We start from the raw sequence: 22,860 nt of genomic DNA, 5'->3' as shown, positions 1-22,860 counted from the left end.
GGGCGGTACCGATCAGTACCGCCCCCACATAGTTCGAAACGCCTTCATTCCAGGAATCACAAAAGGCGGCTTATATCACGTTTCACGTAGCAGCGTATTCCCTCTTGTTCAAACTTCTCCTTAAGCATCTTCAGATCGGCCACAAGAACATCTATTTGATCATCCTCCATAACGATATAAAACATAACATTCTTCTCCGGCCAAATAGCCGAAGCTTCTCTTCGACCGTGACGGCCACGCCCGAAAAGGGGAGAAAAGAGGGAAAAGTTATCCCTGAATCCGCGGGCCTCCAGTACCTCGATGATATCTTCTTCGATGGATTGGTTTGCAATGATATTCATTTCAATCATTTGTTGCCCTCCTCTTTTTTCTTCTTCCTAAACCACTTGCGGTCCCTGTTGATGAGCGAATAGACCACTGGGGTAACCAAAAGCGTAAGGAAGGTACTTGCGACAAGTCCGCCGACGATGGTTTGACCGATGGCCTGAATAGATTCGGTACCCTCAGCCCCAAAAAATCCCATAGGAACCATTCCGAGAATGGTGGTAAGACTCGTCATCAATACCGGCCGCAATCTGCTTCTGGCACCGGTCTGGACCGCCTCCATCAGCGGCACCCCCTTGTGGCGCAATAGGTTCGTATAATCGACAAGCACGATTCCGTTGTTTACAACGATTCCGACAAGAACAACCATTCCAACGATCGAAAAAAGACTGAGCGGTTGGCCCAGTAGGGTATAGACCAAAACAACTCCGATAAGCAGCATTGGGATCGAGAAAAAGATAATAAAGGGATCGACAAGAGACTCAAACAGACTCGCCATCACGGCAAAAACCATGATGATGGCTATAACCAGAACGATGACCAAAGGCCCACCCATTCGGGATATATCCTCGGCCTCGCCGCTGAAAGAGAGCGTCACGCCGTCGGGAACCACAAAAGAGGTGCTAAGATACTCCTGGAGCATCGCATTCACCTCGGTCGCTGTAGTATCGGAGGTGATATCAGAGGTTACATGGACAACACGCTTTTCATCCTCGCGATCGATATCCTCAGGTCCCGCCGTCAACTCGAAGGAGGCGATATTGGAAAGCGGGATCGCTTCACCCGAGGAAGAAATGATGGATAAAGAGTTGAGTACCGTCTCACTGTTTCGGTCCTCTTCCTTCAAGCGAACCAGTACATCCAGCTCATCGCCGTTGAGCCAATAGGTAACCGGAGCATCGCCGTCCACAAGGTCGCTCACCGCAGAAGCCACATCGGAAACCGTCAGGCCGAGGGCGGCGGCACGATCTTTATCAATAACGATACGGTATTCGGGGGCTCCGTTCTCAAGAGAAGACAGAGGATCGACGATTTGCGGCAGATCGCGAATAAGATCACGTATCTTGGACGCGGTTTCCCCAGCAAGGGTGAGATCGCTGGAAACCACCTCGATATCGACGGGGTCGCTGGTCCCCCCAAATCTCCGTCCCGAAGAAAATTCGAAACTGGCGTTGGGTATCTCATTCAGGTAGGGCCGCAGTTTCTTCTTGATCGTCGTAGGGTTGTCGATCTGATCTTCAAGGTCCGGCAGCATGATCTCGATACTACCTTCATAGGTATTGGATGAAGTAAAGCCTCCCGATCCCACCGTTATGATGATATTTTCATAACCTTTGATCTCTTTTTCGACCGTCTTACGCATCTCCATCAAAACGGCTTCGGTGCTATCAAGTGCCGTACCGACGGGCATGGTAAGATCGATGGTAACCTCGTCGTCAGAGTCGGAATTGGGTTGAAACTGGAGCCCCATGGTGGACAATTGTGCGAGAGACAGAAGAAAGAGAACGATTACCAAAGTCAGGACAAGGGCCCTGTTCCTCAGTGCAAAACGAAGTGCCGACGCATAGCCGTTTTCAAAGGCGGTGAACCCTCTTTCCGATATGTTATCCAACTTTCGAAGCACAGGATTTTTCAGTGGTTTCTGTTTTCGGGAATAGACCTTGAGGTACGTACTGCTGAGGGCCGGAACAACCATGAGCGCAACAGCAAGGGAGGAAAGCAGAGAGATAACGATGGTAAAGATCATATCCTGGAACATCTGGCCAAGCATCTCAAGATCGTCTTTCCAGATGATCATAGGGATGAACACACAGAGGGTCGTCAAGGTGGAGGCAACGATGGCTGTGACCATCTCTCTGGATCCCAAAATTGCGGCAGCATGCAGCTTTGCTCCACGTTCCCGATATTTGTAGATATTTTCGAGGATGACGATGGAACTATCAACAATCATTCCCAGGCCAAGAATCAATCCGGTGAGGGATATCATGTTCAACGTCAGATCGAAAAAGAACATCGCTCCGAGGGTTATTAAAAGGGAGATGGGAATCGATATACCGACGATCAATGTACTTTTGATGTTTCGCAGGAACACAAAGAGAATAAGCATGGCAAGAATAGCACCTTGCAAGGCCGAGATGTAGACCTGATTCAAAAGGGTGGAGATCATGGTTGTCGTATCGTAGAGGATCTCGACCTTTACCCCTGAGGGAAGGGTCTTATTGATCTCGGGAAGGGCCTTCCTGACCGCATTTGCAATCTGCACGGTATTGGTATCGGTCTCGTTTCTGATCACCACCGATACCGAAGGAGAACCGTTTACATAGACCCTCGTGGTTGAATCTTCTTCGCCAAGATAGACATCGGCAATATCTTCAAGCCTGACTACGTTGGAACGATTGACCGAACCTGAGGAATTGTTCGTATCGATACTGGCCACAACGGTTCTGCAAATATCGTCTAAGCTACCGAAACGTTCATTGATGCGCAGGTTGTACGACATTCCTCCTTTTTCAAAGTCTCCGCCGCTAAGGAGCACATCCTGGGCTTCAAGGGCCGACTCTACCGTCGAAAAGGAAATACCGTATGCCTCCATCCTGTTGAGAGAGAGGTCGACCTTCACCTCTTTGGTCTCACCCCCACGGACATCTGCCGAGGCCACGCCCTTGATACGTTCCAGTCGCGGCTGGATGGTGTCCTCGGCAAGCTGTGTCAGGACATCGGAGGTTTCCTCTCCCGAAACCATCAATCGCATGATGGGCATCGAGCTGCTGTCGAATTTCAGAATCTGAGGGGATCCGGCATCGTCGGGCAGCGCCGAAGTAACACGCTCAAGAGAATCACGTATGTCGTTTGTGGCGTCGTCAAGATCCGTGCTGTAATCAAACTCCAGACGGATAAGGCTCGATCCCTCACTCGAGGTTGAGGTGATCGATTCTATTCCGCTTACATTGGAAAGCTGTTTTTCCAGAACACTGGTAATACTATCTTCAACTTCCTCGGGACTGGCGCCGGTATAGGTCGTCCGAACCATGATCACGGGAAAGTCGGTGGAGGGAAACATCTCAACAGCAAGATCGGGAACCATAAAAAGGGAGAGCCCGACAAGCAAGGCCGTTACAACCAGTATGGTGACGGGACGCCGTACCGATAACTCTGTAATATTCATCTATTCCTCCACGGCATCCGGGTCGTTGACCATCCGCACAGGAGAACCATCGGTTACGGAAGAGACCCCCTGGGTAACCACAAGCTCGTTTTCGGAAAGGCCTGAAAGAACCTCGACCATTTCATCCGATTTCAGTCCCAAGCTTACCACCCGACGCTCCACACTATTGTCGTCCTTGACGACATATACAACAGAATCGTCGTAATAGCTTGAAACAGCACCGGACGGGACCGCGATACAATCACGGCTTTCCCTGGTGATAAGTTTCATCGAAGCAAACATTCCGGCTCGAATACGGGAATCCTGATTGACTATCTCGAGTTTGACTTCCATGGAGCGAGATTCGTTATCTACGACGGGATTAAGCTGAACAACCCTGGCATCGAAAACCGTGTCAGGAAAGGCTTCGAGAAAGACCTCTGCGTGGAGCCCCAATTTGAGATAGGTAATGTATCGTTCGGGCACATAGGTTACAAGAGAAAGTTTCGTAAGATCACCGACGACGGCCACCGAAGTGGAGGTGGAAACGGTATCTCCCACATTCACATTCACATCGATGATCGTCCCTGAAATCGTCGACAAAATCGGGCTTCGGCTGTAAAACTCGCCGGGTACCGACGGGTCAACAATGGCGACCACATCGCCCTTTTTCACGAAATTGCCGGGATCAACGTTTCGCACTACGATCTTTCCGGCCACATCCGGATAGATATCGACCGAAACATCGCTTACGACATCACCATTTACACGAATAAATTGACTTACGGTCTGTCTTGCGGCATATTCGGCCTCAACGGCGACCGTGGAAGATTCTCCCGATCCATCCGAAGATTGCTGCTGTGCAGTAGGCGCGCCACCTGCCCCAGGACCTCCCGGCATGCCGCCTTTTTGTCCTGAATCGGCACCAGAGCCTTTAAGTATTAATGCGATACCTGCAAAACCTGCAGCTATTATCAACAAAAGTATGATCTGAATTATCCGATCGCCTTTTTTCGTCTCCATGCAATCACTCCTTATCCGCTTTGTTCAACTCATCCAGAGATTCAATACCAAGGGCTCCACGTAACGTAATAAGATCACTCATGTAATCATATTGGCTTTCAAGAAGGTTTTGCCGAGCGGTCAAAAGATCCTGCTGAGCATCATCAAGGGTAATACGGTCGCTTTTTCCACGTGAAAAACTTTCTTCGGTCATCGCGTAGGATTTCTCCGATAATTCCAGATTCAACCTGGAAAGCTCGATATTTTCACGATCTGTATTGATCGAATTAACGACATTGATAATCTCCAGACGAGCGTCCTGGATCAATTGATCAAAAGAGAGCTGGGCCTTCTGTATAGAATCTTCAAGTTCTTTGATTTCCAGATCCGTAGATGAACCGGGAATATAATTATCCAAACCCAAAGAAACTCCAATTGAAAACGCAAGTCCGGTTTTCTGGGAAGAATCCTGCCACGTGCCGGAAGAAAACGGCTTGGAATAATCTTCCGACACAGTGGCAGAGAGAGAGATCGATGGTAAATGTCCGGTCTTCTGAGAGTAACGAAGTGAACTTTCAAGCAGTTCCAAACTATTTTGCTGAGCCTTGATATCCGATCGATTCGCAAGATACTGCTCAATCAATTGAAGGGCGTCCAACTCATAGGTATCAACTTCGAGAGAACCTTCCAGGGAAACTTCTTGAGAGGGGTCGAGTCCGAGAATGACCAGAAATTCTTTTAGGCGATTCTGATATGTGGCTTTAAGAGAACTATAGGTGGGTTTCAAATTCGCAACATTGACCCGCTCCTGAAGCACATCCAATTCAGGAACCAGACCATTTCTAAATTTTTCCTGAACCTGCTCATATCTTCGCTGAGCAAGTTCAATATCGTTCTTCTGTATCTCAAGATTTCCCCGACTAGTGAGGAGATAATAGAATTCGCTCTCTACATCCATCTTGAGCTGTAAAAGGGCATCATCATAACTGATTTGAGAACCTTCCAATTCAATTTGAAGCTGCCTCATCGACTCCTTGAGCCCGGGAGAAACAGTATAGGTCAACGAAAGTCCCGGACTTACTCCAAGCTTTGTCTCATCCGTATCATCAGAGTAGCTCGAAGAACTACTCAGCGAGAGAGAAGCTGAAACATCGGGCAAAAGGAGGTTCCAACTATTTTTCGCACTGCGCTCGGAGGTTTGGAGAGAGATGGACTCTTCCAGGAGTCCGGTATTGTTCTTAAGAGCAAGGGCAATACACTTCTCTTTGTCGAGAGAAAGGGTTTCCGCCGAAAGCTGCATGAGGGAAAGCATCGTAAACATGATTACTCCCGTGGCCATGCGTTTTCTCATATCATCACTCTCCATTCATTAAGGTTTCAATGATAGTCTAATAATTTACCGGTAAAGCGTTGTAAAAGCGAGGTAAAAGGAGTGTAAAGTATGTAAAAAAGCCGCCTGCTTACGTAGGCGGCTTTATCTATTCATCTTTGGTCGGGCCGTATTACGGAATCCAACTATCGATGAGGTCGGAATGATCGCTCATCCACTGACGTGTAACAACTTCGATATCGTCATCGGACTCTTCAATTTTGACCATCAGGTCTCCAAGCTGAGCCTCATCAAAAAACATATTCGATAGAAATGTGGCAAGGGTAGGCTTATCTTCGCGGATGTTTTTGCGGGCCATAATATGGATATTTCCTTTTCCCCATACCGTTTTATCCGGGTCCTGCTGTAGAAACTTCAGATCCCACTTTCCAAACATCCAGTGCGGGGTCCAGCCGGTAACGACGATCGGCTCTTTTTTTGCATAGGCATCCTTTAAAGCGGCCGCCATCGCGGGACCACTGGAAGACATGAGACTGAGATCGAGATCGTAAAGCTCAATAACCTCTTCGGTTGTCTTCATAACACCGGCCCCGGCATCGATACCGGTAATCTTGCCGCCGAGATCATCCTTGATGGAATTGAGCTCGCTGATCTTGTCGATCGACATGTAAGCAGGGACAACAAGTCCGCTTTGGGTTCCTTCGAAGACATGTCCCAAATCTACGATATCGTCTTTGTACTCATCGTAATAATCCTTATGAAGAACAGGGAGCCACGTCTCCATAAAGGCATCTTTGTCTCCCTGTGCAATGGAAACATACCCCGGGGCTACGTCGGTGGCAGTGATGGTGACATCGTAACCCATCTTATCCTCGAGCACCACCTTCGCAAGATTGGTGAAGGCGACCCCTTCCGCCCAATTAACATAGACAAGCTCCGCCGTTTTTTCCTCGGCAGAAGCTGCACCTTTTGCCGAAGCGGATTCGCCCGCTTTCTCATCCTTCTGAGAGCAAGAGACTGCAAACACGAGGGTCACGGCCATCAGTGCAAGCAACAATTTGTTAGTAAACTTCATGAAACCTCCTGAAAAAAATTCATCACTATATCCTTAACGCCGACGGGTGCCGGCGACTTTTCCAAGTGCCTGGGTTACCCTGTCGAGGTACATTGCGAGTATGACTATGGCAATTCCCCCTTCAAAACCCTGATCAATTTTTAACTGTGTAATTCCCTTAAGGACCTCATTTCCAAGGCCACCGGCACCAATCATACCGGCGATCACTACCATGGAGAGGGCCAGCATGATGGTCTGATTCACCCCGGCAAGGATGGTGGGAAGGGCAACCGGTAGTTCAGCCTTAAGAAGCATTTGATGGCTTGTGGCCCCAAAGCTTTTGGCAGCCTCCTTAATCTCCTTGGGAACCTGACGGATACCGAGGTTGGTAAGTCGAACCGAAGGAGGCATGGCAAAAATCAACGTGGCGATAACACCGGGAACCGGCCCAAGTTTGAAAAAGAGTACGGCGGGAATCAGATAGACAAAGGCCGGCAGGGTCTGCATGAAGTCAAGGACGGGGCGCACAATGCGCTGTACCGTATCCTTTTTCGAAGACCAAATTCCAACCGGCACGGCAATGAGCAAAGCAAGGATGACGGAGGTCACGACAAGTGAGAGGGTTTCCATAGTTTCCCCCCACAAGCCCATGATCCAGATAAGGGAGAACCCTATAAAGCTCAGGATTCCTGCTCCACGACTAACAAGCCACCAGGCAAGAGCCGCAAGCAAAAGAACCAAAACAATCGGTGGCGGAAAAGAGAAGACAGCCAAGAACGCACTTAGAACAGCTTGAACAATAGCACTTACACCATCGAAAAAGCCGTCCCAATGGAGGGTCATCCAATCGATAATAGCCTCGAACCATCCACCGACATCCAAAATATCTCGTAACGTCTCCAATATCATATGTCCTTTCCTCCGTTTCCGTTCTGTTCAATGAACTCACTGAGGATAACAGGACCACCGTCGTCGTTTTCGTCGCTCACCTCGGCGATAATCGCACCCCTATCCACGGCCCCATGGAAGACCCCATCCTCGTCGATCACGGCAATAGGATCTTCTGAATCGAACGCCACGGGAAGTAGCTCGGATATTGGGGTTGTAGGGTGAGCCGTGTAGACCTGGTCGAACAAAATCGATTCAAGGCTCTTCACCTTCTGCTTCTGGAGACGTACCGTATCGTCGATCTTCACAATACCAAGCAATTTTCTGTCCGAATCAACAACGACGATACGATCCATGGAAGCCTTTTCCATCAACCGTGTTGCAGTCCCCGGACCATCTTTATCAATATTTACAACCTGTGCGTTGCGCATGATTGAAGAGACGGTGATGATCTTTGACTTATCCACATTCTGAACGAATGCCTTCACATAATCGTCTGCCGGATCGGAGAGTATTTCCTCCGGGGTTCCGATCTGTCTGATAACACCTCCGGGACCAAGAATGAGTATACGGTCGCCAAGTTTGAGGGCCTCATCAAGGTCGTGAGTGATAAAAACGATGGTCTTATGCATCTTGGCCTGAAGGGTTAAAAGCTCATCCTGCATCTGTGTCCTGATAAGAGGATCCAGAGCACTAAAGGCTTCATCCATCAGAAGCACTTCAGGATCGTTTGCAAGGGCCCTGGCAAGCCCGACCCGCTGCTGCATACCACCAGAAAGCTCGTCGGGCATACTCTTTTCGTAGCCTTTTAAACCTACCAGGTCCAGAGAAGATAAGGCCTTCTCCCTCCTGGTCTCTTTGTCCATGCCGCTGATTTCGAGTCCAAATTCCACATTTTCAAGCACCGTCCGATGCGGAAGAAGGCCAAAATGCTGAAAAACCATCGAAAGGGTATACCGCCGGACCTTTCGCAACTGCTCTTTGTCCATATCGAGAATGTTTTCCCCATCGATCAGAATCTTTCCCGCCGTGGGATTTATCAGACGATTCAGGCAACGGATAAGCGTTGATTTTCCACTTCCCGAAAGCCCCATAATGACAAAGGTTTCCCTCTTTCCAATTTCAAAGCTGACATCGTTGACAGCAACGACACAGCCGCTCTTTTTGAGAATCTCCTCTTTTGTCCGCCCCTGCTCAAGAAGGGGAAAAACCCGTTTAGGGTTCGGACCAAAAATCTTGTAAAGATTCTCAATTTTAATCTTTACCTCATGTTCCATTCAGTGTCCTTATCTATACTGTTCATATCATTTCCCGGATATTTCTTCTCACATAATATATAATTATACATATAAGGTCAAGTAAGGTGCTTTATAACTCTTTTATTTGTATAAACTTATACTTATGTTAATTATTTATCTCTATTTACTCTATAAAATTATTTTCAATTCTATTATTTATTTGTCTACTTATTAGAACCCAATACTATTCCTTCTTGACCTTTTCGGCAAAGCCCTGAATACTTTTCTGAAAGAGGAAAACGCAATATGACAGAACATAATGAATCGATGCAGGGCTTCGACGGAGGGAAACGATTCCTCCGCGTATGGTCGGCCGAGGCCTTCAAACAGAGGGCCCCGAAGGGGACTATTTTTATTTCCCACGGCTATGCCGAGCATTCGGGACGATACCGGGGACTTGCCGAAGTGCTCACCTCATCCGGTTTCAAGGTTGTAGCCTTTGACCATTACGGACACGGACAATCAGGCGGGAGACGGGCGGATATTCCTCATTTTGAACGCTACCTCGACGACCTGATGTTGGTCATACAATCTCAGGAGAAGAAAACGCCCGGGCTTCCTGTTATTCTACTCGGACACAGCATGGGAGGTGCCATTGCAACGGCCTTTGCCTGCCGTCACCCCGACAAGATCGATGCACTTATTCTCTCCGGCGCTGCAATACGCAACGAGGCAGGGGTCTCCCTTCCCCTGCGGTGGGGTGCAAAGGTGCTTGCAACTTTGGCACCGAATATGGGTGTACGCCCTTTCGATACGGCAGGAATCAGCAGAGACACTCGCGTCGTAGAGGCCTATGTGGCGGATCCATTGGTCTATACCGGTCCCATGAAGGCGCGGATGGGCAGGGAAATGTTAAGGATATCCAAACTAACGAGTGCGGAGAAACTAGCGCGAGTTAAGGTGCCTGCCCTTATTATGCACGGAAGTGCAGATAGAATCGTTGCCCCCGGATGCAGCACATTGCTGCTTAAGGGCCTGGGATCAACAGACAAGAGACTGGAAATTTTCGACGGCTTATACCACGAGATTCTCAACGAACCGGAAAAACAAAAGGTCTTCGCCGCCATCTCCATCTGGCTGGCAGAACATTTCTGATCTTACTTCTTTCCCTTGGCCTTAGAAGCCGTATTGATAATTTCAAGGACCTCTTCCGAAGAAAGTTTTTCGATCGCCTCCGTCTCTCGTTTGTCATCCGGAAGACGAATGTTCTTTGCACCGCATTTAATATACGGTCCGTACTTTCCGTCGTATACGGCAACCTTGCGCCCTCCATCAGCAATGGCTCCAAAATCCTTCAGAACGGAAACGCCCCCCCTACCTCGCTTCGGTTCGGCAAGAATCTCGAGGGCCCGATCGAGGCCTATCGTAAAAAGATCGTCATCTTTCTTCAACGAACGGAATTCTCCGTCATGGAGGACATAGGGTCCGAAGCGACCGTCGTTCACCAAAACCTCTTTGCCGGTTGCCGGGTTGATACCCAGTGCCCGAGGAAGACTCAGGCGCTGGATAGCAAGCTCAAGCGTGACCTCCGAAGGCTTTAGCCCTTTGGGAACGGCAGCACGTCTAGGCTTGGGATTGTCGTCACTCTTTTCACCAAGCTGGACATAAGGGCCGTACCTACCGGTCAGGCAGTAGACAGGTTCACCGCTTTCAGGGTCGCTGCCAAGGGGTTCCGGTCCGTTTTTCTGGGCCCGAATCAACTCCTGGATCTCCTCTTCACGGAGATCCGCAGGAGCGATATCTTCCGGAATGGAGGCATGGACCTCTTCACCATCATGGTGCTGCACAAGGTAGGGGCCATATTTACCGACCTTGATGCCCTCCGTGATATGCGGCAAGTCGATGGTACGCGACTCCTCGGGTTTAATCGCCTTTTCACGATGCTCGACCCGCGCTTTTAGTCCGGAATCTCCCAAATAAAAGGAAGTCAGGTACTCAAGTCGATTCCGCTTTCCCACGGCAATCTGGTCGAGAGCAGCTTCCATGTCGCTTGTAAAGCTATATTCGATCATTTCCTGGAAATGGCGCTCAAGGAGCTGCACAACGGCAAAACCGGTAAAGGTGGGAACCAGTGCATTTCCCTGCTTACGCACATATTGTCGCTCAAATAGGGTGTTGATGATGGTAGCATAGGTAGAAGGACGGCCGATCCCAAGACTTTCAAGCTCCCGCACCAGGGTGGCTTCGGTAAAGCGGGCTGGGGGCTTGGTCTCATGGACAAGACTTTCAAGCCCCTTCAGGCTAAGTTCCTGTCCCTCGGCCAGAGGAGGAAGAAACGTCTCTTTGTCGTCGAGAGCCGCTTCGGGGTCATCCTTGCCCTCTACGTAGACGCGGATAAATCCGGGAAACTCGATTCTCGTTCCTGTTGCCGAAAACCGCGTCCGTCCGGCATCGATCTTTGCAGTGACAGAGACCTTTCGTGCCTCGGCCATCTGACTGGCAAGGGTCCGTTTCCAAATCAAGGTGTACAGGGATTTTTCCCTGCCGGAAAGAGCCGTTTCATCGGGATGACGGAAACGCTCTCCAGCCGGACGAATTGCCTCATGAGCCTCCTGCGCCCCCTTGGATTTTGCAGCATACTGACGGGGGGCTTCAGAGAGATACTCCTTCCCATAAAGCTCCTGAACCGCACTACGAGCCCCCTGAAGGGCCTCGGCGCTAAGGGTCGGAGAGTCGGTTCTCATGTAGGTGATAAAGCCCTGCTCATAGAGCCTCTGAGCGGTGCGCATGGTCTCCCGTGCCGACATTCGCAGTTTCCGGTTTCCCTCCTGCTGAAGGGTACTGGTGATAAAGGGAGGTGCAGGCCGTGTCTTGGAATGCTTCTCCGAGAGCTCGGAGACGGCCCACCGGACATCGGCAAGCTCCTTTTCCAGGCTTCGGGCAGTGGCTTCATCAACAACGACAACATTCTTTTTATTTGGCAGCAGCTTACCAGTGGCAGGATCGAAGTCTTTACCCCCGGCAATTCTGCTGCCGTCGAGGGATTCAAGTTTCGCCTCGAAACTCTTCTTTTCATCCTCAGGAAAGAGTTCAGCCTTTATATCCCAATATACAGACTTCACAAAGGAAATTCGTTCCCGTTCCCTTTGAACAATGAGACGCAGGCCGGGGCTCTGAACCCGACCGGCAGAAAGACCATAGGCAATTTTCTTCCAGATAAGGGGACTTAGGGTATAACCGTAGAGACGATCGAGAATACGTCGAGTTTCCTGGGCATTGACCAGGTCCATGTCGATAGCGCGTTCATTCTCCAATGCCCGTTCAATCGCCTTTTTGGTAATCTCATGAAAAACCATGCGTTTCACCGGCACCTTGGGTTGCAGCACCTCGGTAAGATGCCACGATATGCTCTCTCCCTCACGATCTTCATCAGTGGCAAGCAGCACGAGATCAACCTCTTTGATCCGTTTCTTTAGCTCGCGGATAATCTTACCCTTCCCCCGGGGAATGACATATAAGGGACGGAATTGATTATCGATATCGATACCGAGGCGACCCCATTCCTCCTTCTTTAACTCTTTTGGAATATCTGAGGCTGATTGAGGAAGATCACGAACATGACCGACGCTTGCTTCAACAATGAAATTCTTCGGAAGAAAGCGTTTTATCGTGCGTGCTTTCGTTGGAGACTCGACAATTACCAGTGTTTTTCCGTCCATATATTAAACCTGTCCGTAAAAATGAAAATATGTTTGCACATAACTATAATTTTTACCGGCAGGATGTAAAGGGGGAAAGAGGCCTATCGGTCGATGATTCCGCCGCCAATCACCAAATCATCCCGATAAAAGACGGCTGACTGGCCGGGAGTGACAGAGGCCGGCTCTTCCAGTTCAACCAGAAGTGAACCGGATTCGGGCAATCCCTCAACCCGGCAGGGGACTTCTCCTGAGTTATAGCGTATTTTAACCATGCATTCGAAAGGAGGAGCATCAGGGAGATCCCAGATCACCTCGGAAAGGCTAAAACGTTGGGTACCGAACTCCCCTTTACGGGCGACAACAACCCTATTGGCATCACCATCAATTTGCGAAACATACCAAGGCCCATCCCCAAGGCCAAGCCCTTGGCGTTGACCAATGGTGTAATGCAGGTAGCCGCGATGCTGCCCCAGCCGCTTGCCGGAATTATCCACAAGATCCCCCGGACGATCAACAAATTCGGTTCCAAGACGATGGCGAAGGAAATCAATATAGCCACCGTCGGCAAAACAGATGTCCTGACTCTCCTTTATGCTCTTGGTCGGGAGATTTTCACGGAGGGCAATCTCCACCACCTCTTTTTTTGTATATTCACCAAGGGGAAAACAGACATAGGGAAGAACATCCCTTGGAATTCGGTAAAGCATATAAGACTGGTCCTTGGAGGGATCAACCCCTTTGCGAATATAGGAAACCCCGTCCACCACCGCGGTTCGGGCATAGTGGCCAGTGGCGATACGCGGCCTCTCAGTTTCACGAAGAGCCCCCTCTTCGACGAGAAGCCTGCGAACCTGATGATAAAAATCACCGAAACGAAGCCGTTCATTACAGCGAACGCAGGGATTTGGGGTCTCTGCACGGCGATACGTTTCCACAAAGGGATCAACGACACTTTGCCGGAAGGAGCTTCGCATATCCAGCAGGCGATAAGGAATACCGAGGTCCCTGCAGATTACCCGGGCCCGATAAATCGTCTTGGTATTGCAGCAGGGAGAGTCATCCTGGATGTAATGGGTGGCACCGAAGATCCTGCCTGACTGCCTGGATAGCATCCAGGCGGCAACGCTGGAATCGACACCGCCACTGAGAGCGATAACCACAGCATCGTTGTGTGTATTGGTCATGATGATTTCTTACCAAAATTCTATGATTTGGTAAAGTCAACGACTGTCCGGAATCGTGGTGGAAAATGAATAAAATCTCCTTTTCTCGTAGTTACTTATAGTAAGAACGATACAAAAAAGGACGATTGACTATCTGCCCTCTTATGCCTGGGCTTAAAGGTAAAGGAATCACCACGATTCCGGACACTATGGGCAGCTCTCCCGCTCAATCAACTGCGGCTTGACAATAAGCTGCATAGGCGGATCCCCCGCTCCTTCAATTAACTCTACAAGACGAGCACAAGCAAGTCCTGCATGCTCCTCCCGAGGCTGATGAATAGTAGTGAGCGGTGGATGAAAAACCGCACCGAGCTCAGTATCATCGTAGCCGATAACCGGTATATCACCAGGAATAGAAACACTAAGGCCTTTCAACGCCTCAATACAGCCGATGGCAACAAGATCCGCCTCGGCAAAGATACCGTCAATTTCATGCAGGCGATCTTGCATCTCAAGTATCGTGCGATACCCAAATTCGAATGAAACCATTCCTTTTTTCACAAGTCGAGCATCAAAAGGGATTCCTGCCTCGGCAAGAGCACGTTTATACCCATCAGTACGCTCTTGAAACTGCGGTTCGACAGAATCTTCACTGAGGCAGAGAATTTTTCGGCACCCCGATTCAATCAGTCTACGCGTTGCAAGTTCGCCACCATAGACGTGATCGGTAAAAAGATAATTCATGTGAGAATAATCATAGCTTCTCGGTTTAAAGTGAAGTACAACAAAGGGAATCCCCGATTTTTCGATATATTCCCAATCTCCGGGGTCAATCTCGGGATGGACAATTAACAGGCCATCAATCTTTCGCCGACTGATAAGTCTTCTTATATTACTTTCACCGGTGTATTCGTTCTTGGCAAAAGTGGCGATGCTGTCGATGGAAAAACGATCGAAACCATGCCGAACCCCTTGAATCAACATCCCCATGTACAGCGAATTTCCGAAATAATCAAAGAGTTCGGGGAAAATTACCGCAACGCTTCCCGTTCTTCCGGTAGAAAGACTGCGGGCACTTGAATCGAAAACAAAATTCAATTCTTTGGCGATTTTCTGTATACGTTGCTTTGTGGCCTGAGAAATGAGAGAACTATTGTTAAGGCTTCGCGACACCGTCGAATGGCTAACACCGGCGATTCTCGCAATATCTTTAATTGTTACCGGTTTGTGCTCTTTCTCCATCTTCCAGCTCCTGATAAAAACTTCGTCAGTATAGCGAAAAAAACGTTTCATTTGCAGCAATAATCGAAAAAAGCGTCCTTGCACACGGTTGCATAACCAATTATACTACGAAAACTCATATATCGAAAGGAGTAAATAATGAAGAGCTCGCCCCACTTCGCAGGTCCTTGGCTACTCGAACAGGGTGTACACAATGAGGAAGGAGTCGTTGCAATGGGTAGCAACTTCCTCTGTGCAAACGGATATCTCGGCTACCGGGGAACCTTTCCCCATTGGCGAAAAGAATCATATGTTGCCTGTGTGGTCGAGGATACCTGGGACAACGCTGATGGTACCTGGAGCGAACTCTCTTCTATACCAAACGGCCTCTATTTTCGGGTAGAGAATGCAGAAGGAAAAGCCTTACAAACCTCAACTGCTCCCGAGGCAAAAAGCTTCCTACGTCTTGATTTGGAAAAGGCACTGCTATCAGGTTCCATGGATTTCGACCTTCCCGAAAGCGGGCGCATGACCTGCTCCTTCACTCGGCTGGCAAATATCAGCGGCATCCATCTCCTTGCTCAGCGCATAGTTCTCTCCGCAGATACCGATTGTTCCATAATCGCGGTTGTCGGTATCGATACCGATGTGTGGAGCCTCAATGGCAATCACTTTGCAACCCTTGCAAAGGCGCAAAGGGCTACAAACGCTGGCCCAGGCATCGATATGAGAACAGGCCAGTCCGGTATCGATATAGCCCTCCGCCAGGCACTTCTTCTGAATGGAACAAAACCAAAGGAAGGGACCAATTTTACGATACAAGAAGGCATCATGCTGCGCCCTTTTCACCTCGACCTCAGGGCAGGCGAAAGCGTAACCATCGATGTAGGTGTAAGTATCTACTCTTCCCGGGATCTCCCCACTCCCCAGGAAGAGGCGGAAGAAGATGCAAAACAGTTTTTAGAGCAAGGTTTTGATGCCATACGAGAGGAACACGAGGCCTGCTGGAAAAAAATCTGGGAGCGTTACACTGTTTCCGTCGATAGCGATGATGATGCCTGGGGCATACTCAACTTCAATACCTATCATAACGTCATTGCCACCCCCGCCCATAGTGACCATCTTCCCATCGGAGCAAGAGGACTCTCCTGCCAGGCATATCAGGGGGCGGCATTTTGGGACCAGGAGATATTCAACCTCCCCGGACACCTCTACGCCCAGCCGGAAACCGCGCGACGGCTTTTAATCTACCGCTACAAAACCTTGGACGGAGCAAGGCGCAAGGCGGCCCGACTCGGTTTCGAGGGGGCCTTTTACGCCTGGATCAGCGGGGACAGCGGGGACGAGCTTTGTCCCGACTATTTTTTCAAAGATGTGCTGACAGGAAGGAAAATCAGGAACCACTTCAACGACTGGCAAATTCACATAAGTCCAGATATTGCTTATGCCATACGAAGCTACCGCATTGCCACCGACGATCACGCTTTCACTGTTGGAGAGGGGGCGGAAATCCTCTTTGAAGTTGCCAGGTTTATCGCCAGCAGGGTGGTCTGGCTTCCCCGCAAGGGCCGCTATGAGATCCACCAGGTACTAGGTCCCGACGAGTACCATGAGAATGCAAACAACAACCTCTTTACCAACGTCCAGTGTCGTTTTGCACTTACCGAGGCCCTTGAAACTCTGCAACGCTTGAAACGAGAGCAGCCAAAGCGCCTTGAGGAGCTCACATCGCTACTACAACTTGAAGAACAAGAAATCGCACTCTGGAAGGACATCGCCGACAAACTCTTCATTCCTGGCATAGATCCAACGACGGGGTTACTTCCTCAATTCGACGGCTATTTTGATTTGGAGGATATAGCGCCCTCCGAGCTTGCCGGACGCCTGAAAGACAGTAATGAGTACTGGGGCTGGCCAAACGGCATTGCCTTCGAAACCCAGGTGATCAAGCAGGCCGATGTGATACAGCTTTTTTACCAGTACCCCCACCTGTACGATAAAGAGACAATGCGTCGCAACTATCGCTATTATGAAAAACGGACACAACACCGCTCATCCCTGAGTCCGGCAGTCCATGCCATTGTCGCCGCCCGCCTCGGTTTCGCCGATGAGGCCTACCGTTATTTTCTCGAGGCAGGGCTCATCGACCTCTACAATTCCAAGCCGGCCATAAGCGGCGGGACCTTCATCGGCGGTATTCATACCGCAGCATGCGGCATCGCCCGCCAGATGGCAATCCAGGGCTTTGCCGGCGTAGAGGCTTACGAAGGGGGAATCCGCTTTGAACCTGCCTTACCTGAAGTGTGGAAAAAGCTCTCGTTCCCCTTTTATTACCATGGTAACAGAATCGAAGTTACTGTGGGAAAAAAGCAGGCCCGTTTCGAACATAAAGGCAAGGGAAAACCGATACAACTCCTACTGCCTGAAAAAGCGGTGGAGCTTAAGGCGGGAGAAAGTGTGGAAGTTTATTTGTAACAAAGAATAAAAGCCGCAGTCCTGCTGCGGCTCATGAAAGAAGCGAAATACACTGCAAAAAAGAATTTTCTATATAGCTTTTGTCAGACGAAGCAGAAATTCCGCAACCAGAGCGGACCCCACGAATGTACCGGAAAATACGAGAAAAACAACAAATAGTCCCTTCCAGCCGACCTTTTTGAATTTACTCCAATCTTTGCCCACCGCTATCCCTGCAAAAGCTAATGGAGGGGTGGCGGTAGCAAGAAAAGGAATCCTGTTTGCATAGTCAATAAAAGAATTGGTCCAGGGAAGAAGACCTGGAACAGAAAAGATGACCCCTAAAACAGCCACCCACCCGACAGCGGGAAAGGGAATAGGAACGATATCGGCAAGAAGAAGTCCACCAAGAGAGAGAAACGAAAAGAGAAGCAGCCCCGGTATCACTTCCAGAGGAGAGGTATGATAGCCAACTCCAATTCCCAACATGATCAGAAGAGAAACAACCAGCAAGATACAAAACGTTGAAACAAACCTCAGAGAATAAGCGGAATCACTCATATGTTTTCTCCTCATCTTTTTTCTTTCCGATAATAGGCGACAACCACGCATAGAGGCGGTTGGTAAGAGGTAAAAAAATAAAAATTGACATATACAATCCCGTTGCAGTCGTTAGGACCTGGCTGGCCCCAGCATAGGCCAAGATATCTTTGGCACGATCGGGAAAAACGGTGCTAAGGGCCCCACTGGAAGCAGCCATCATACTGCCGCTACCAACCCCGGATGCAAGTGCCCACGCTTCAACATGGAGAGAGGGAATCATTTTTACAAAAACGGGAACCATCAATCCATAAAACAGGGTTCCCAACAAGGTTCCGACAATGTAAATGGTCATAACGCCTCTTCCCTCATCCGAATCGATACCGTAACGTTCGGCAATAAGTGATACATTTGCCTCCCGGCCAATAGAGTGGGTCATTCCCACTAATTCACGGCGAAACCCAAACAAAAGACCAATAGGTAGAGCAATAAGAATTGAACCGACATGGCCGAATTCCTGAAGCAAGATAGCAAGCCCCATATCCGATAGCTTAGAAAGGGATGGTCCAATAGACATACCAAGTTTCGCTATCAAAGGAAGGATCGCTAACAAAATCATGTTCTCTGCTTTTTGGCTCTGTTCTTTTTTCACCACTTTCAAAAAATAAGAAAACATTCCCAAAACCATGGCATAAAGCATCGGAAACAGTGCTATTGACAGAGAAGCACCTAAAGGGATTTTGACAATTCCTATCAATTCCGATACAACAACGATACCAACGACAGATAGTATGAGCCGGCTGTCTTTTACAACTGCGAAAAAACCGCCCAATGCTCCTGAATCTGTACCTTTGCCTCCTTTCATGCAAACCTCCTATAATGTTGTAATTCTTCTATATAGTAAATTTTGTAAGCGCTTCGTAGATCGCCGCATATGTGACTGCAGCATTGCGAATTACCTTTTCATCAATTTCGAGCGAATCACTATGGAGGCCTCCTCCCACAGGACTCCCATGAAGCATATACATGGCCTGCCCTCCCCGCCTCCGGACAATGTTTGCCATTGCCACAAAATCTTCAGAAGCATTGACCTGCGCCGTAGGAACAGCAGTTACACAAGAAAGCCCATCGATTGCCCGCTTTCCAAGCTCTATCAGCTCAGGAGAGTTATGGCCCGCTTCAGAACTCACAACCAATCGACTCTCCACATGCAAATCATAGCTTTCGGCTGCCCCCTCCAAGACTCGCTGTACTCTCCGTTGAAGATACGCATCAATATCGGAACTTGCTGCCCGGACTTCTATCCACAATGAGGCGCGGTCCGCTACATTATTCCAGCTGTCGCCACCGGTAATCTTACCGACATGGACTACAGAAAGGCCATTTCCGTGTCTGGCAATGGTGTGAAGATTCAAAGCGGCACTACAGGCTCCGAGGATTGCGTTTTTACCGAGATCCGGTCTTCCTGTAGAATGGGCCGATGCACCGTGAAAGGTGATTTCAGAACGTGATACCGACAGCATATTTGAAACATGAAAAGCAACAGCTCCAGTTTCAGCCATGGTTGCCGCAATATGCCCGGCCATTAAATAATCAACATCGTCGACAACACCTGCGGCAACCATGGATTTAGCACCCGATAGCCGTTCCTCATCCGGCTGAAAAATCAATTTAACGGTACCGCATAATGAGTCGACTCTTTGTGAGAGATATTTTGCTAATAGAAGTCCTGTTGCCGTATTTGCATCATGGCCACACATGTGTGCATATCCTCTATAGCAAGAGACAAAACCCTCTTTGTTAGCTGCCAGTTCAGGATTGCTTGTTTCTGTTATTTCTAAGGAATCAATATCAAACCGATATGCAATCACAGGACCAGGTTGTTTTCCCTGAATAATACCGACAACACCGGTCAGCCCTCCTTTGGCAGGACGAATATACTGTTCATCAATACCAGCAGAAAGGGCATTCCCATACGCCTCATCCATGGTTTCGGGAGCAGGCAAAAACAAACGCGAATGAGGGTCAATTATCTTATCACCCAACAAAACCTGATACCCCCAAGATTCAAGCTTTTTTGCAACAAAGCCCGTAGCATAAAATTCCAACCACCCCGATTGAGGGTGGCGATGTAAACTTCTTCTCCATTCAACGGCCTCGAAAAATAGGGCCGAAATATCCGTCTCCACTTGTTGCGTCTCACTTGCCATCTTTGTGTGTTCCTTTCTCGCATATGCGCATTATCATCGGTATAATTAAGGAACTATTCCTTAATTATACCGTAATTTATACCATACACTATCCATCCTGTCCACATTTTTCTACCTGAAGATACTATGAAAGAGATTGATCGATCGCTACAAATTGATAAATCCGTCCAGGACGACCACTGGCCCCAATACTCTCTTCACCTATAGCCTTAACGAGGCCAACACGGAAAAGACCGGCCAATATGCGACGAACATTACGATTGGTTACTCCCATCTGCTGCGCTATTTCAGCCGCAGAAAAACCAGCAGGACTTAAGTTACGGGAATAAGCTTGTATTTTTCTATATGTCCTGATACTGACCTTTGCTTCACGCAGACGACGATTCAGTACCTCATCATCGGATGAGGTACCATACTGCAACGTTCCAGCCTCATTATCATATTCGATGATTTCACGCCCATCTTCTACAACAACAATGTGTCTCCCCTGCCGGGAATGCTTTAAGGCCTTATATGCATTAATCTGGGCAGCAAAAACAGTTTCACCATATCCAATACCGATAGTAATGGTACTGTCCAAGTCAAGGGCGATTGAAGTTTTTACATCCTGAAGTTCACTGATTTTTTGTTCAATACGCCCTCTTGAAGCAAAAATTTCATAATGGCCGTTTTCCTTATAAACAAGATACCCGCCAATTCCCTCACTGTACATAAGCAGCATATTGCGAATTTTCAATTCTAAAAGCTGAAGTTTATAAGGAGTTTGGGCCTTCTCAATAAGCGCATCAAAATCTTCTATCTCAAACATTACCAAACTCGACTGCGTATTACGGAAATAGGAACCGCGGATTTTTTCTATAAGAAGTTCAAGCGACAGGCGAATTTCAAGCCGTGATGAGTGCACCCCGTATACAGGAACACCTTTCTGCTTGAGATATTTGTATACAAAAGGGATTGTTGTTATTACGTACTGTATCGCTTTGCTTTCCCACAAATCTTGATGAAATTTGAGGATCTCTTCTTCGACTACAGGAATCTTATAGCGCTTCACCTTAACATCATGTCGCGGGAGGCCCAATTCATTCAGCACCTCTTCAATATCAGCAGCATCATCAATAAAATCAATCGATAACTTTTCCAGAAATGAATGACATTCAAATGCCATCTTCAAGAGTTCCATCAAAAGTCCGGTTTCCGTCACTCGGCAATATACAAGATTTTCAACAGGGCCTACATGATGCTTAGCAACTGCAAAAGGCAAGGGGCCGGAAAGAAGCCAGAAAGGAAAGGCTTCCATATGTTCATCGAGAATATCTGCAATTTCCTCCAGCCGTTCAAAGACAAAAGGAACAAGCTCCAGGTCATCAGAAAACTCTTTGGCTATCTCAAGGATCCTTTCCGATGACCAAAGAGGGGCTATAAGTCCAACCTGAAAACGCACTCAAAGCTCCTTTGATGGTTATCACATTGCATCAGGAAAGCGCTGCCTGCATTCCCCGGTGCCAGGCACTAAGGACCCTTTCAATTACCTCATCGATCTGCTCATTTACACGTTGGCGGGCCGGATCGGCAAGATACCATGCTACCGATTCTCGAACGCCTTGATGAAAGGGGATGGTTGTTCGAAACTCGGGCACAAGACGTTTGAGCTTGGAACAGTCGAAAAGGGCCGAGCAGGCCTTGTCGCCGAGGAAATGGGCTCCCATCTCGGGATCGACCGCAGCGATAAAGTCCGAGGGTACATGGACGATCCTCGCCTCAACACCAAGGGCTGCGGCGACGGCCATGTGGATGGCCTCCCAGGTAAGAGCCTGATCCCCGGTAATCTGAAAGGCCTCACCAATGGCCGCAGGATTACCGAGAAGCCCAACCAAGCCAACGGCGAAATCTTTGGTATGAGTGAGGGTCCAAAGGGACTGTCCGTCGCCATGAACAATGACCTCTTTTCCCGCCAGCATTCTGGCGGCAACGGTAAAATCGGAAGAGCTCCACGCCGTGGGAATCCATCGACTGCTGTAGGTATGGGAAGGTCTGACAATGGTAACGGGAAAGCCGGAGGCTCGGTACGCCCTCTCAAGAATCCGCTCACAGGCAATCTTTTTTGCAGAATAGTCCCAATAGGGATTCTCCAAAGGGGTCGCCTCGGTCATCACATGATGGACCGGAGGCTTACGATAAGCGGAGGCGGTGGAAATAAAGAGATACTGCTTCGTCTTACCAGTAAACAGGCGAATATCCCGCTCCACCTGATCGGGGCTAAAGGCGATAAACTCAACCACCGCATCGAAGTGCATTCCCGCAAGTTTTGAGGCGATCGCAGCCTCATCATTCATATCCCCGACGATGGTTTGAACACCCGGAATAGAAAGGGGACTGTGGCCTCGATTTAGATGGTAGAGACGGTGGCCCTGGGAGATCGCCCGAAGGGAACAGTCGAGGGAAAGATTCCCCGTTCCTCCGATAAATAAAATGTTCATGACATATCCTCCAGTAATCTTTATCTACTGTTCCGAATCCTGGTGGTTGAAGGAACATAATTCCATTTCCCGCGGCCAATTGAAAAGCAAAACTATGGAAAAAGCAGGCACTG

Annotated in this window: 17 protein-coding genes; 2 read left to right on the top strand and 15 right to left on the bottom strand. The window is 48.8% G+C overall.

Going from position 1 to position 22,860, the window contains the following annotated elements; all coding sequences use genetic code 11:
- Positions 1 to 56: 56 nt before the first annotated feature.
- The 7 genes from SPIRS_RS04555 to SPIRS_RS04525 all read right to left on the bottom strand — a co-directional run bounded on the left by SPIRS_RS04555 (position 57) and on the right by SPIRS_RS04525 (position 9,020).
- A complete protein-coding gene (locus tag SPIRS_RS04555) occupies positions 57 to 350 on the bottom strand; it encodes a PG0541 family transporter-associated protein (protein WP_013253499.1) in 294 nt (97 codons plus the stop codon).
- Positions 347 to 3,490 (bottom strand): efflux RND transporter permease subunit, encoded by a 3,144-nt coding sequence (locus SPIRS_RS04550; RefSeq protein WP_013253498.1) that lies wholly within the window; start codon positions 3,488 to 3,490, stop codon positions 347 to 349. Before SPIRS_RS04550 ends, SPIRS_RS04555 begins: the two co-directional genes overlap by 4 nt.
- Positions 3,491 to 4,492: an efflux RND transporter periplasmic adaptor subunit gene (locus SPIRS_RS04545; protein WP_013253497.1), complete on the bottom strand. Its 1,002-nt coding sequence runs from the start codon at positions 4,490 to 4,492 to the stop codon at positions 3,491 to 3,493. It lies immediately after the preceding gene.
- Positions 4,493 to 4,496: 4 nt separating this feature from the next.
- On the bottom strand, positions 4,497 to 5,822 hold the full coding sequence (locus tag SPIRS_RS04540; protein WP_013253496.1) for a TolC family protein: 1,326 nt from the start codon (positions 5,820 to 5,822) through the stop codon (positions 4,497 to 4,499).
- A gap of 151 nt (positions 5,823 to 5,973) precedes the next feature.
- A complete protein-coding gene (locus tag SPIRS_RS04535) occupies positions 5,974 to 6,876 on the bottom strand; it encodes a glycine betaine ABC transporter substrate-binding protein (RefSeq protein ID WP_013253495.1) in 903 nt (300 codons plus the stop codon).
- A 33-nt stretch (positions 6,877 to 6,909) separates the two neighbouring features.
- Positions 6,910 to 7,764, bottom strand: a complete 855-nt coding sequence (locus SPIRS_RS04530) for an ABC transporter permease (RefSeq protein WP_013253494.1) — start codon at positions 7,762 to 7,764, stop codon at positions 6,910 to 6,912.
- Positions 7,761 to 9,020, bottom strand: a complete 1,260-nt coding sequence (locus SPIRS_RS04525) for a quaternary amine ABC transporter ATP-binding protein (RefSeq protein ID WP_013253493.1) — start codon at positions 9,018 to 9,020, stop codon at positions 7,761 to 7,763. Before SPIRS_RS04525 ends, SPIRS_RS04530 begins: the two co-directional genes overlap by 4 nt.
- Before the next feature lie 267 nt (positions 9,021 to 9,287).
- On the opposite strand from SPIRS_RS04525, the gene SPIRS_RS04520 reads away from it, so the two are divergent.
- On the top strand, positions 9,288 to 10,136 hold the full coding sequence (locus SPIRS_RS04520) for an alpha/beta hydrolase (protein ID WP_013253492.1): 849 nt from the start codon (positions 9,288 to 9,290) through the stop codon (positions 10,134 to 10,136).
- 2 nt (positions 10,137 to 10,138) lie between these two features.
- Here SPIRS_RS04520 and topA read toward each other — a convergent pair whose 3' ends face one another.
- The 3 genes from topA to SPIRS_RS04505 all read right to left on the bottom strand — a co-directional run bounded on the left by topA (position 10,139) and on the right by SPIRS_RS04505 (position 15,087).
- Positions 10,139 to 12,700, bottom strand: coding sequence for a type I DNA topoisomerase (topA, locus tag SPIRS_RS04515; protein WP_013253491.1), 2,562 nt, complete (start codon positions 12,698 to 12,700; stop codon positions 10,139 to 10,141).
- Between the two features lie 83 nt (positions 12,701 to 12,783).
- A complete protein-coding gene (gene mnmA / locus SPIRS_RS04510) occupies positions 12,784 to 13,866 on the bottom strand; it encodes a tRNA 2-thiouridine(34) synthase MnmA (protein ID WP_013253490.1) in 1,083 nt (360 codons plus the stop codon).
- Positions 13,867 to 14,052: 186 nt separating this feature from the next.
- On the bottom strand, positions 14,053 to 15,087 hold the full coding sequence (locus tag SPIRS_RS04505; protein WP_013253489.1) for a LacI family DNA-binding transcriptional regulator: 1,035 nt from the start codon (positions 15,085 to 15,087) through the stop codon (positions 14,053 to 14,055).
- Between the two features lie 138 nt (positions 15,088 to 15,225).
- Between SPIRS_RS04505 and SPIRS_RS04500 the strand changes: the two genes are divergently transcribed.
- Positions 15,226 to 17,541 (top strand): glycosyl hydrolase family 65 protein, encoded by a 2,316-nt coding sequence (locus tag SPIRS_RS04500; protein WP_013253488.1) that lies wholly within the window; start codon positions 15,226 to 15,228, stop codon positions 17,539 to 17,541.
- A 69-nt stretch (positions 17,542 to 17,610) separates the two neighbouring features.
- Here the strand turns inward: SPIRS_RS04500 and SPIRS_RS04495 are convergent, their stop codons facing one another.
- From SPIRS_RS04495 to SPIRS_RS04475, 5 genes are all read right to left on the bottom strand, one after another.
- Positions 17,611 to 18,081 carry a hypothetical protein gene (locus SPIRS_RS04495; protein ID WP_013253487.1) on the bottom strand — a complete coding sequence of 157 codons (471 nt, stop codon included), beginning with the start codon at positions 18,079 to 18,081 and terminating at the stop codon, positions 17,611 to 17,613.
- Positions 18,074 to 18,925, bottom strand: a complete 852-nt coding sequence (locus SPIRS_RS04490) for a DUF3100 domain-containing protein (protein ID WP_013253486.1) — start codon at positions 18,923 to 18,925, stop codon at positions 18,074 to 18,076. The genes SPIRS_RS04495 and SPIRS_RS04490 overlap by 8 nt, the downstream gene beginning before the upstream one ends.
- A 28-nt stretch (positions 18,926 to 18,953) precedes the next feature.
- The gene (locus SPIRS_RS04485) at positions 18,954 to 20,270 is read right to left on the bottom strand and encodes an amidohydrolase (protein ID WP_013253485.1); all 1,317 of its coding nucleotides are present in this window, start codon (positions 20,268 to 20,270) and stop codon (positions 18,954 to 18,956) included.
- A 124-nt stretch (positions 20,271 to 20,394) separates the two neighbouring features.
- The gene (locus SPIRS_RS04480) at positions 20,395 to 21,711 is read right to left on the bottom strand and encodes a helix-turn-helix domain-containing protein (protein WP_013253484.1); all 1,317 of its coding nucleotides are present in this window, start codon (positions 21,709 to 21,711) and stop codon (positions 20,395 to 20,397) included.
- A gap of 31 nt (positions 21,712 to 21,742) precedes the next feature.
- Positions 21,743 to 22,747 (bottom strand): SDR family oxidoreductase, encoded by a 1,005-nt coding sequence (locus SPIRS_RS04475; protein ID WP_013253483.1) that lies wholly within the window; start codon positions 22,745 to 22,747, stop codon positions 21,743 to 21,745.
- Positions 22,748 to 22,860: the final 113 nt, after the last annotated feature.

This window comes from Sediminispirochaeta smaragdinae DSM 11293, assembly GCF_000143985.1.
GTDB lineage: Bacteria > Spirochaetota > Spirochaetia > DSM-16054 > Sediminispirochaetaceae > Sediminispirochaeta > Sediminispirochaeta smaragdinae.
This window is presented reverse-complemented; position numbering and strand designations above follow the sequence as displayed.

Excerpts from the sequence above, each read along its gene's own strand:
- SPIRS_RS04555 (WP_013253499.1), bottom strand. The coding sequence starts at position 350 with ATGATTGAAATGAATATCATTGCAAACCAATCCATCGAAGAAGATATC.
- SPIRS_RS04550 (WP_013253498.1), bottom strand. The coding sequence starts at position 3,490 with ATGAATATTACAGAGTTATCGGTACGGCGTCCCGTCACCATACTGGTT.
- SPIRS_RS04545 (WP_013253497.1), bottom strand. The coding sequence starts at position 4,492 with ATGGAGACGAAAAAAGGCGATCGGATAATTCAGATCATACTTTTGTTG.
- SPIRS_RS04540 (WP_013253496.1), bottom strand. The coding sequence starts at position 5,822 with ATGAGAAAACGCATGGCCACGGGAGTAATCATGTTTACGATGCTTTCC.
- SPIRS_RS04535 (WP_013253495.1), bottom strand. The coding sequence starts at position 6,876 with ATGAAGTTTACTAACAAATTGTTGCTTGCACTGATGGCCGTGACCCTC.
- SPIRS_RS04530 (WP_013253494.1), bottom strand. The coding sequence starts at position 7,764 with ATGATATTGGAGACGTTACGAGATATTTTGGATGTCGGTGGATGGTTC.
- SPIRS_RS04525 (WP_013253493.1), bottom strand. The coding sequence starts at position 9,020 with ATGGAACATGAGGTAAAGATTAAAATTGAGAATCTTTACAAGATTTTT.
- SPIRS_RS04520 (WP_013253492.1), top strand. The coding sequence starts at position 9,288 with ATGACAGAACATAATGAATCGATGCAGGGCTTCGACGGAGGGAAACGA.
- topA (WP_013253491.1), bottom strand. The coding sequence starts at position 12,700 with ATGGACGGAAAAACACTGGTAATTGTCGAGTCTCCAACGAAAGCACGC.
- mnmA (WP_013253490.1), bottom strand. The coding sequence starts at position 13,866 with ATGACCAATACACACAACGATGCTGTGGTTATCGCTCTCAGTGGCGGT.
- SPIRS_RS04505 (WP_013253489.1), bottom strand. The coding sequence starts at position 15,087 with ATGGAGAAAGAGCACAAACCGGTAACAATTAAAGATATTGCGAGAATC.
- SPIRS_RS04500 (WP_013253488.1), top strand. The coding sequence starts at position 15,226 with ATGAAGAGCTCGCCCCACTTCGCAGGTCCTTGGCTACTCGAACAGGGT.
- SPIRS_RS04495 (WP_013253487.1), bottom strand. The coding sequence starts at position 18,081 with ATGAGTGATTCCGCTTATTCTCTGAGGTTTGTTTCAACGTTTTGTATC.
- SPIRS_RS04490 (WP_013253486.1), bottom strand. The coding sequence starts at position 18,925 with ATGAAAGGAGGCAAAGGTACAGATTCAGGAGCATTGGGCGGTTTTTTC.
- SPIRS_RS04485 (WP_013253485.1), bottom strand. The coding sequence starts at position 20,270 with ATGGCAAGTGAGACGCAACAAGTGGAGACGGATATTTCGGCCCTATTT.
- SPIRS_RS04475 (WP_013253483.1), bottom strand. The coding sequence starts at position 22,747 with ATGAACATTTTATTTATCGGAGGAACGGGGAATCTTTCCCTCGACTGT.